This is a genomic window from Polynucleobacter sp. CS-Odin-A6 (assembly GCF_018882095.1).
GTDB lineage: Bacteria > Pseudomonadota > Gammaproteobacteria > Burkholderiales > Burkholderiaceae > Polynucleobacter.
The window spans coordinates 533,601-544,658 of sequence record NZ_JACVPD010000002.1; the positions used below are offsets into that span (position 1 = coordinate 533,601).

Sequence of the window (11,058 nt, forward strand, 5' to 3'; positions counted from 1 at the left end):
TTTGACCGATCAAAAAACATCGCGCAGTCTTCCACTATCGGAGGCGATTACGATTTCTGCGCAAGCCATTGGCGAGGTGATGGCCGGTCGATCTCTCACAGAAGTCTTGGAGCAATTGGATGCGCATGAGCGGCCCATTGTGCAGAGCTTAACTTTTGATGCACTGCGAAAGTGGGTAAGGTCTCACGACCTGATCAAACAATTCATCCCTAAGGCTCCACCACCAGAAGTGGAGTATGTATTGAGTGTTGCTATTGCCTTGTTTCTGCAGGGTGGATCAGAGGGCAAAGGTTACGCTGCGCATACGATTGTTGATCAGGCTGTAAAAGCCTGTAGTGAATATGAGCCAACGATGTATGCCAAAGGCTTAGTGAACGCAGTGCTGCGTAAGGTAAGTCTAGCGATTCAGGCTGAGAATGAAAAACCGTACCCCCCAGATCCTATCCCAATGTTTTTTCCGCCTTGGTGGCGGGCCAGCCTAAAGCGAAACTACTCAAAAGTTTGGCAGGCAATGCTGATTCAACAGGGGCAGCGGGCACCCTTGATTCTGCGTGTGAATGCCCAGCAGCATACGCGTCAGGAGTATCAAGATTTGCTGCAACAAGCGGGTATTAATGCTGAGCCTATCTACGAGCTTGCTGGCATCTCACTAGATTCTGCATTGCTCTTGCGCGAACCTGTGCCAGTATCAGAACTACCCGGCTTTTATAGTGGCGCAGTGTCTGTGCAGGATGCGGGCGCCCAGATTGCCGCAGCATTGCTGAACCCAAAGCCAGGTGAGCGTGTCTTAGACGCATGTGCGGCACCTGGTGGAAAAACTGCTCATCTATTAGAGCTTGCCTCATGCGAAATGATTGCCTTGGAGTTAGATGGAGAGCGGCTTGGCAAGATTGGCGGCAACTTAGATCGGTTGCGACTTCAATCTGATGCCGTCCAGGTGGTGCGTGGGGATGCATCGAAGGCCACTTGGTGGGATGGCAAGTTATTTGACAAAATCTTGTTGGATGCCCCTTGCTCGGCTTCGGGCATTGTTGCAAGACACCCTGACATTCCTTTTTTGCGGCGCGAAGCAGATATTAAGGCCCTGCAGTTGAGGCAACAGGCCATCTTGGAGCAGGCCTGGAAGATGCTCAAGCCAGGAGGAGCGCTTTTATATGTCACCTGTTCAATATTTCCGGAGGAGGGTAAGGATCAGGCGGCTTGGTTTGCTACAGTGCATGCTGATGCATTACGATTGAGCGCGCCCGGACAAATTTTGCCAGCCGAGCTCAATGATGGTTTTTACTATGCTTTGTTTGAGAAAAATGGGTCATGAGCCAAGGTATTAAACAATTCATGCTCTGTAGTTTGTTGGCGCTCAATTTATTTTCAGCGGCAGCAAATGCAGAGGGCATCAAGATTAAATCCGCCGAGTTAGAGCGGGTGGATAACGATTGGCTATTAAACGCCACGTTTCAGATTGAATTAACGCCTGGCTTAGAGGATGCGCTTCAAAAAGGCGTCGTCTTATATTTTCAGACGGAGTTTGATTTAACCCGTTCGCGCTGGTATTGGTTTGACGAAAAGCCTGCCCTTGCCTTAAGACAAACGCGCCTGTCTTATCAACCCATGACTCAGCAATATCGCATCGCCTCTGAAGGCTTTACCTTTTCGTCCAAAACCCTCTTTGAGGCCCTGCAAACGGTTGGTAGTATTGGCGGCTGGCGAGTGATTGATAACAACCAAATAGATCCAAGCAAGTCCTATACCGCGGCGTTAAGGATGACTCTGGATTTGAGCAAGCTTCCTAAGCCGTTTCAAGTAAATGCCTTAAATAATCGTGACTGGAATGTCTCTAGCGATTGGTTGCGGTTTCCATTTGCACCCACTGGAACGAACTTGGTTAAGCGATGAAGCTCTCTTTAGACTTCATTGGGTCTAATGCTTTTGAAAAAAGCGCCTGGAAAAGACGCGCACTTCCAATAGCAATGTCAGTGATTGGCGCCTTTGCGCTTTTGCTGCTGGCGCTATTATCCATTGCATCTTCTAATACTGAGTTTTTTGACAATTATTTTATTTGGCTCTATGCGGCCAATATCATTATTGGAGTCTGTCTCACTTTAGTTATTCTAGGCTTGGTGATTGCGATTGCGATTCGTTGGCGTAAGGGGCGGTTTGGCACCCGCTTAATTGCCAAGCTAGCCATGATTTTTGCTTTAGTGGGTGTGGTGCCAGGATTAATTTTGTATGGTGTCTCTTTGCAGTTCGTATCTCGTAGTATTGAAACTTGGTTTGATGTCAAAGTCGAGTCGGCTTTAGAGTCTGGTCTGGAGTTGGGGCGCGTGACATTGCGGGTTGCTCAAGAAGAAATTTTGTCCGAGGGCAATTTTATTGCCGAGCAAATTATTCAAGTTCCGCCAGGCACAAGTTCCGATCAGGTTGGCGCCATGGCGATGAAAATTCGCAATCAATTTGGTATTCAGGAGTTGAGCCTATTTAGTATCCAGCGCAACATGATCTTTACCAGTGAGCCAAGGCCTAAAAAATATTTTCCAGCACCTAGCGCCGACGCTATTGCGGAAGCGTTTAAAAATAAAGGATCTACCTTTCTTGATCAAATCGAGCTGGAGAATGGACAACGTGGTTATCGAGTGAGAGCCATTGTGCCCATTGTGAGAAAAAGACCAATCCAGGGCAAGCTCGATACCAGCAAAGGTGGGGATGATAAATATGTTTTGCAGTTAGTGCGCTATATCCCAACTCCGTTAGCTAAAAACATTGATGCGGTTGAGTCTGCCTACAGCGATTACCAAGAGAAATCATTGGGACGCACCGGTTTGCGTAAGATGTTTGTGGGTACGCTGACATTGACTTTGTTTTTCGCACTATTTGTTGCGGTAACTTTAGCTTTAATACTGGGGCGTCAGCTCGCTAGACCGCTTTTAATGCTTTTAAAGGGAACGCAAGCAGTTGCTCAAGGAGACCTGTCTCCTAAGCCAGAGCTAGATACTGGCGACGAGCTCGGGTTGTTAACTCGACAATTTAATGTGATGACACGTCAGCTTGCTGACACTAGGACCTCCTTGCAAGAATCTAAATCATTTTTAGAAACTGTATTGGGGAGCTTAACGGCGGGCGTCTGTATTTTTGATAAAAATTTCAATGTCGTTTCCAGCAATGCGGGAGCTGACAGAATCTTCGGGCAAGATCTGATGCAAATAGATGGCCGCCCCTTAAGCGATAGCCCTAGTCTGGTTGAGTTTGAGCAGGCCATTAAAGATGGCTTCGCAACAATGAAGTTAGCGGTTGGGGCAGATGGCGGTCAATCAGACGTGAACGATACTAAATCAGTGCCAGTATGGCAAAAGCAAATTCAACTCCATACTACAAACGAGTTCGAAAATGAGCCCGGCGTCACTTTGTTTGTTCGTGGAACTGAGCTGACTTCAGACTTACGAATGGTGGTATTTGATGACATTACCGATGTGGTGAGCGCCCAGAGATCGATTGCATGGAGTGAAGTGGCCAGACGTTTAGCACATGAGATTAAGAATCCGCTAACCCCAATACAGCTATCTGCCGAGAGGTTACAGCACAAATTAGCCGGTAAATTGAGTCCTGAGCAGGAAGAAATGATGAATCGCAGTACGGAAACAATCATCGCCCAAGTTCAGGCTATGAAAGAAATGGTGAATGATTTTAGGGATTTTGCAAAAACACCGAGTCCACAACTGAAATCGGTTTCGATCAATGCTTTGACGCAAGAGATCCTGGGTTTATACGAGGGCAGTCCTTTAAAAACCCGCCTAGACCCGCAGTGCCCAAACATTTTGGGCGACTCTACGCAACTAAGACAGGTTATTCACAATCTTTTACAAAATGCGCAAGATGCTACTCTCGAGGGCGAGCATCAAGCCGAACCGGTTGAGGTAAAAACAGAATTAGTGCCTTATGGTGAGCTAAATGGCATTGCACAAAATGCAGTGCGTTTAACAATAAGTGATAGTGGTTCAGGATTTCCAGCTAAGATATTGGCAAGAGCATTTGAGCCGTATGTCACAACCAAGAGCAAGGGTACCGGATTAGGTTTGGCGGTAGTAAAGAAAATCGTAGATGATCACGGGGCTAAAATTGAGGTCCGAAATCGTATGCAGGGCGATACAGTAGTTGGCGCAAAGGTATCAATTTTATTTATGAATCTGGCAAAAGAGGCTGCGTAAGAATGGCAAGTATTTTGGTGGTCGACGATGAGATGGGAATCCGCGAGCTTCTCAATGAGATTCTGACGGATGAAGGCCATACTGTTTATGCCGCCGAGAGCGCAATGCAGGCGCGCACCATTCGTGAACAAATGCGCCCAGACCTGGTCTTGCTCGATATTTGGATGCCAGACGTTGATGGCATTACCTTGTTAAAAGAGTGGTCAAAGACGGGTCAGCTCACCATGCCTGTAGTCATGATGTCTGGACATGCCACGATTGATACAGCGGTTGAGGCTACCCGCATTGGCGCGCTTAACTTTTTAGAAAAGCCAATTGCACTCCAAAAGCTGCTGAAAACGGTTTCCAAAGCTCTGGAGAGTTCGCCCAAGTATGTGGAGCCCGCAGAAGAAAAAGTATCACTAACGTCTTCATCATCTAGCCCAAGTCCTAGGGCGGCAGTCAGCGAGCAGGCCTCGCAAGCTCTTGATGGCGTGTACATTAGCGGTATTGCAAAAACCTATTTTGACTTGCCGCTCAGAGAGGCTAGAGATCTATTTGAGAAGGCCTACTTTGAGCATCAAATGATCATTATGGGCGGCAGTATGACTAAAATCTCTGAATACACTGGTCTCGAACGAACCCACCTCTACCGCAAACTCAAAGCCTTAGGAATTGACACTTCGCGCAATAAAGCGGAGTAATAGATACTTTGCGCTAGTGTAGAAGCAATAACTAGTAAGCAGTATCGTCGTGGCGACGGATAATAGCGCCTACATTACTCTCGGAATTCCCATGGAAATTAAGGTTAACTTTCTCGATAAGTATCGTCTTGAAGCCAAGTTTGACGACTTCACCGTGATTTCTGACCAGCCGATTCGATATAAGGGTGATGGTTCAGCCCCAGGCCCCTTCGATTACTTTTTAGCCTCATCCGCCTTGTGTGCGGCCTATTTTGTGAAGTTGTATTGCGATACACGCAATATTCCCACTGAGAATATTCGACTCTCGCAAAACAATATAGTTGATCCAGAAAACCGCTACCAACAGATTTTTAAGATTCAAGTAGAGCTGCCAGAGGATATCTCTGCCAATGATCGCCAGGGAATTTTGCGCTCAATTGAACGTTGCACAGTTAAAAAAGTGGTGCAAGCTGGACCAGAGTTTGTCATCGAAGAGGTAAAGAGCTTGGATGCAGATGCACAATCTCTTTTGGCCTTAAGGTCAGACTCCGGCACTAATACTTTTATCGCCGGTAAAGATCTGCCCTTGGAGCAAACGATTGCCAATATGTCTGGCATCCTAGCCAGCTTAGGAATGAAGATCGAGATTGCTTCATGGCGCAACATTATTCCAAATGTGTGGTCCTTGCATATCCGTGATGCGCATTCGCCCATGTGCTTTACCAACGGCAAGGGCTCTACGAAGGAAAGTGCATTAGCATCGGCCTTAGGTGAGTACATTGAGAGACTGAGTAACAACCATTTTTATGCTGGTGCATTTTGGGGAGAAGATATTGCTAACAGCGATTTTGTTCATTATCCAAATGAGCGCTGGTTTAAGCCCGGCATTAAAGATTCGCTACCAGCAGAAATACTAGACGAGCACTGTCGAAAAATTTACAACCCTGATGGTGAGTTGCGCAGCTCACATTTGATAGATACCAATTCTGGTAATTCGGAGCGAGGTATCTGTTCATTGCCCTATGTACGCCAGTCAGACGGCGAGACAGTTTATTTTCCCTCCAACCTCATTGAAAATCTGTACGTTAGTAATGGCATGAGCGCCGGTAATACATTGGCTGAGGCACAGGTGCAATGCTTATCAGAGATTTTCGAGCGGGCAGTAAAGCGAGAAATTCTCGAGGGTGAAATTGCTTTGCCAGATGTGCCGCAGGAAGTGCTTGCAAAATACCCTGATATTCTTGCTGGCATTCGTGGCCTAGAAGAGCAGGGCTTTCCAGTCTTGGTGAAGGATGCCTCTCTGGGCGGCATCTATCCGGTGATGTGCGTTACCTTGATGAATCCCCGAACAGGTGGCGTGTTTGCTTCTTTCGGCGCACATCCTAGTCTAGAAGTCGCATTAGAGCGAAGTTTGACGGAGCTTTTACAGGGCCGTAGTTTTGAGGGGTTGAATGACTTACCCCCGCCAACTTTTGCAAGTGAGGCAGTGACTGAACCAAATAACTTTGTTGAACACTTCATTGATTCAAGCGGGATTGTCTCCTGGCGTTTTTTCAGCACAAAATCGGATTATGATTTTGTTGAGTGGGACTTTTCTGGCAAAGGCATAGATTCCAATACGCAGGAAGCAACAACCTTGTTTGGCATTCTCAAGACAATGGGCAAAGAAGCCTATGTCGCAGTGCATGATCAGTTAGGGGCGATCGCATGCAGAATCTTAGTGCCGGGCTATTCTGAGGTGTACCCGATAGAAGATCTTATTTGGGATAACACGAATAAGGCGCTTTTGTTCCGCAATGATATTTTGAATATCTTCTCTCTAGATGAGCTCAGCCTTAGTGGACTGCTAGACCGTTTGGAGAACAACGAGTTAGACGAGTATGGTGATATTGCTACTTTGATCGGCATCGAATTTGATGAGAATACGCCGTGGGGTCAGCTAACCGTTTTGGAGCTCAAGTTACTAATTTATCTTGCCCTAAAGCGGTTTGATGAGGCACATGACTTGGTAGAGGCTTTTCTTCAATATAACGACAACACCGTTGAGCGCAAATTATTTTATCAAGCCCTAAATGCGGTTCTAGAAATTGAGTTAAATGATGACTTAAAGCTTAATGATTATGTAGTTAATTTCCGCCGGATGTTTGGCAACGAGCGGATGGATGCTGTAATCGGATCTGTGGAAGGGGGTACCCGATTCTATGGATTAACTCCAACTGGCATCAAGCTAGAGGGACTAGATAGGCACCAACGCTTGCTCGATAGTTATAGAAAATTGCATGCAGCTCGAGCCAAAACATCCCCGTCCACATAGGATTTACAGTTTTCAGGACTAAAACACAGTTTCATCTATAATTCCATCTCTTGGCCTGGTAGCTCAGTCGGTAGAGCAGAGGATTGAAAATCCTTGTGTCGGTGGTTCGATTCCGCCCCGGGCCACCAAGAATCTCAATAGCCTACTTGTTGGGCTATTTTCTTTTATGGCTGGCAGGCTTAGCCACCATTAGTCTCGGATGGCCCCATCATGGACCGTCCTTTTAAAGGACAAATCAATTTTTCATCCCTGTATCGGCCATGTCGTTTAAAACGACATTACATCTCTATATGGGCTCTTAATCCAAAGAAATTGACTGGGCCTCGGGCAGAGTTATACGCTGGATTGGCAATGCGTTGGTAGTCAGCGGAAATGAATAACTCTTTATAAACTTTTGCGCTGTAATAAGTTTCCAATATTTGTTCTTTCTTATAGCTAAGCGCACCATCACCAATAAAGGATGCCATACCACCTTGTTGTAGGTAGGTAATTTGCGCTGACGCAATTCCATTAATCGCACAACCGATGCCAACAGTATCATTGGGCCGCGACCAACTAGAGCCCTTGATGCTCAAACCGCCAGATAAGGATCTGCTGATATCTACAGTTTGCGTTTCTGTAGTGCCTGGGTTCCAGCTCCAGCGACCAAAAATCCCAACATCATCATTAATGGCTTGTTCAATATTTAAACCATAGCCCCATGAGCTTTGGGCCGCTTTACGCACATTAGTGATATCGGGTGTGCTGTTGGTTGCCTGGCCTTGATTAATCGCATTTTGATAGTTGCCCATATAAGCATGTTGTTGGTAGTAGAGCGCCCTTATCGCTCCAGGCTTTCCCCATAGTTCATGTTCATGAGTCAATTCAATTTGATTGCCGTAGTCTTTGGTCAAGCTGTAATCAAGCTGAGCAGTATTCGGAATGGTCGGCATCGCCAATCTTGCGGCTTTCAAAATCCAATCGTCTTGATACCATTCCGCTACAACACCATAGGTATAACCTTTGGTATCTGCAGCATAGCTGTAGGCGCCCATAGAAAAGAGGGCAAAGTTTTGAAACTGAGTGCGTGGATCGTGACTGTAACTATTTTGATCAAAGAAATCTAATGTTGCGAATTTTCCATAGGAAATCACCATTCTATTCTTATCAAGATTACCAGCCAGTTGATTTGCTCCGCCCTCAATATGCTCTTTGCCTCCACCTAAACCAAATGTCTGACGAATAAAGGCTCGAGCGGTGTAATAGACTGGTGGAGCATAGGAGCCCTTTTGTAGCTCGCCATTCTGAAATCCGCCTAGACCAACAAGCTGTCCATTAAAAGGTGTTCCCTCAAACATCTCTGGGTTCCAATAAACTTCAGCTCCTTCCCAAAGTCTTGCCCCTAAAAATGCTGTGGCACTTAATGTGTAGCTCTTGCCACCACCGCCTTCAGATTTATTGAGAAGACTATTTTGTCCGTAGTAAGGTGATTTGAAATTATTTTTCTCCTGAACAATATAAGTTGATTGCCCATGAATACTCCACTGCTCCGTATCTCCGTCGACAGAGACTGCGCTATCAACCTTAGGTGAGTCACTTACGGGTGATTCAGCGATAACAATAGGAGCATCACTTACGGGGGACTCGGCATAGACAGGCAAAGATAGCCCAACCAAGCAAAGGGCACTAATAAGAGTGCAAAAGGCTGTGCGGTTAGCAATAAATGAGAAAAACATCCTAAATGCCAAATATACTTAATGAGAATTGTTCTCATCTTAGCATATAACTGAGAATGACTCTCAATTAGAGGTATCTTCAAAAGATAGTCTAGAAGTAGGATCAGACATCCTCGGCCCTGGTCGATTCCATCTCGGACCACCAAGAATCTCAATAGCCCACTTGTTGGGCTATTTTTCTTTCGGGCTTGGCAGGGTTAGACGCCATTACAGCCGGATATCTCTATCATGAACTGTCCTTTAAAAGGACAAATCAATTATTCATCCCTGCGTCGTTCAAGTGTCGATTTAAGCGACGGTCATCTGGGCTCCTTGCTTGAAATGTCGTTTAAAACGACACTTTTAAAGAGTGCTGAGGGTAATCACTAACGCATGCTTCCATAAAAGTAGCTATGCTGACATGTGCTTAAAAATACTGTGGAGGAGACATCCATGAATTCAGAGAACTTTACCAATAGACGTAAGGTCATTACTGCGGCATTGGCTGGTGGAGCCAGTTCCTTATTACCATCCTGGGCTTTGGGAGCGGAGAGAACTAATTTACCTATTGCCTATGGCGAGCGTGAGCTCATGGCCTTTCCTGAAAAGAAGCCCATGATTGTGTTGACTTCTAGGCCTCCACAATTAGAAACCCCATTTAAGTATTACGACAATCATGTCATTACGCCAAATGATGAATTCTTTGTGCGTTATCACATGGCTGGGATTCCGACATCAATTGATCCCAATACCTATAGATTGAAGGTGGGTGGCAATGTAGAAAAGCCTTTAGAGATTTCTCTAGAGTCTTTAAAGAAAAACTTTCCATCCCAACGTATTGTTGCGGTTAATCAATGCTCGGGTAATAGCCGTGGTTTATTTGAACCTAGAGTCAATGGCGGTCAATTAGGTAATGGTGCTATGGGTAATGCCGCTTGGGTTGGTGTTGCCTTAAAAGATATTTTGAAAGCGGCTAATCCTGGGCGCGGTGCTAAGCAGGTAACCTTTGATGGCTTAGATCAGCCGGTATTGCCAAGCGATTCAGACTTTGTAAAAGGGCTAGATATTGATCATGCGATGGATGGTAATGTCATGGTTGCCTATCAAATGAATGGAACAGATATCCCCTTCTTAAATGGTTATCCAATCAAGTTAATTGTTCCCGGTTACTATGGCACATATTGGGTCAAGCACTTAAGTGAAATTAAAGTGGTTGATGATGTCTACAACGGTTATTGGATGAATCCTGCCTATCGCATTCCTGATAATGACTGTAATTGCGTTGCACCTGGAACTGCTCCTTCCAAAACCATTCCAATTAATCAATTTACGATTCGCTCTTTCATTACCAACTTTACAGACAGTAGCGTTGTTACGGTTGGAAAGCCAGCGCAAGCTAGAGGCATCGCCTTTGATGCTGGTTATGGAATAAAGAAAGTATTGTTCTCCCAAGATAATGGACAAAATTGGACAGAGGCAAGATTAGGCCAAGACCTTGGGCGCTTCTCATTTAGAGAGTGGCGAGTTGAATTTACGCCAACACAAAAAGGGACATTGGACTTAAGGGTTAGAGCCTTTAATCATGCCGGTCAAGTTCAACCAATGACCGCAAGTTGGATGCCTGCTGGTTATATGCGAAATATCGTGGAGACCGTCAAGGTCACTGCGGTTTAAGGAGAAGAATATGAAAAAATTAATTCTTCTTATATTCGCCCTTGCTTTGGCGCAAATGGCACAAGCCAAAACGATTGAGTTGCCAGCCGATACTGTTTTATGGAGACCATCAGATTTGCCAGGTTATCAGTTGACCTTACAAAAATGTTCTGCTTGTCACTCTGCTCACTACGCAGAATACCAACCGCCTAATACCGGAGTTGGCTATTGGAATACCCAAGTTTTAAGGATGAAGAATATCTTCAAGGCGCCGATTACTGATGAAGAGGTTCCGGTGATTGTTGATTATCTTAATAATACCTATGGGGCTAATAGAAAATAAGGTTCGGCATTCTCCGCCCTGGTTCGATTCCGCCCCGGGCCACCAAGAAACAATAAAACCACCTTCTGAACTGACCCCCAAAAGTTGGACACCATGTCCAACCAAGGGGGTTTTGTTTTATGAGCAAGTACAGCAAGCAGTTCAAGCTAAAGGTAGTTAAAGAGTTTCTAAAGTCAGGTGGTCTTAAGCGGGT

General features: G+C 45.6%; 8 protein-coding genes and 1 tRNA gene. 8 read left to right on the top strand and 1 reads right to left on the bottom strand.

Features of this window, described 5'->3' with window-relative positions; all coding sequences use genetic code 11:
* Position 1: 1 nt before the first annotated feature.
* From rsmB to ICN15_RS07470, 6 genes are all read left to right on the top strand, one after another.
* Positions 2–1,315, top strand: a complete 1,314-nt coding sequence (rsmB, locus tag ICN15_RS07445; protein ID WP_216202043.1) for a 16S rRNA (cytosine(967)-C(5))-methyltransferase RsmB — start codon at positions 2–4, stop codon at positions 1,313–1,315.
* Positions 1,312–1,893, top strand: coding sequence for a DUF4390 domain-containing protein (locus ICN15_RS07450; protein ID WP_216202044.1), 582 nt, complete (start codon positions 1,312–1,314; stop codon positions 1,891–1,893). The genes rsmB and ICN15_RS07450 overlap by 4 nt, the downstream gene beginning before the upstream one ends.
* A complete protein-coding gene (locus ICN15_RS07455; RefSeq protein WP_216202045.1) occupies positions 1,890–4,199 on the top strand; it encodes an ATP-binding protein in 2,310 nt (769 codons plus the stop codon). The genes ICN15_RS07450 and ICN15_RS07455 overlap by 4 nt, the downstream gene beginning before the upstream one ends.
* 2 nt (positions 4,200–4,201) lie before the next feature.
* Positions 4,202–4,882, top strand: a complete 681-nt coding sequence (locus ICN15_RS07460) for a response regulator (RefSeq protein WP_216202046.1) — start codon at positions 4,202–4,204, stop codon at positions 4,880–4,882.
* A 91-nt stretch (positions 4,883–4,973) separates the two neighbouring features.
* Positions 4,974–7,175, top strand: a complete 2,202-nt coding sequence (locus ICN15_RS07465) for an OsmC domain/YcaO domain-containing protein (protein WP_216202096.1) — start codon at positions 4,974–4,976, stop codon at positions 7,173–7,175.
* Between the two features lie 52 nt (positions 7,176–7,227).
* Positions 7,228–7,303 (top strand) — tRNA-Phe (locus ICN15_RS07470).
* Positions 7,304–7,453: 150 nt separating this feature from the next.
* Here the strand turns inward: ICN15_RS07470 and ICN15_RS07475 are convergent.
* Positions 7,454–8,890 carry a carbohydrate porin gene (locus ICN15_RS07475; protein ID WP_216202047.1) on the bottom strand — a complete coding sequence of 479 codons (1,437 nt, stop codon included), beginning with the start codon at positions 8,888–8,890 and terminating at the stop codon, positions 7,454–7,456.
* Positions 8,891–9,322: 432 nt separating this feature from the next.
* Between ICN15_RS07475 and ICN15_RS07480 the strand changes: the two genes are divergently transcribed.
* The gene (locus tag ICN15_RS07480) at positions 9,323–10,543 is read left to right on the top strand and encodes a molybdopterin-dependent oxidoreductase (protein WP_216202048.1); all 1,221 of its coding nucleotides are present in this window, start codon (positions 9,323–9,325) and stop codon (positions 10,541–10,543) included.
* Between the two features lie 10 nt (positions 10,544–10,553).
* Entirely contained in the window at positions 10,554–10,865 is a 312-nt protein-coding gene (locus tag ICN15_RS07485) for a cytochrome c, class I (protein WP_216202049.1), read from the top strand.
* The last annotated feature ends 193 nt before the right edge of the window (positions 10,866–11,058 follow it).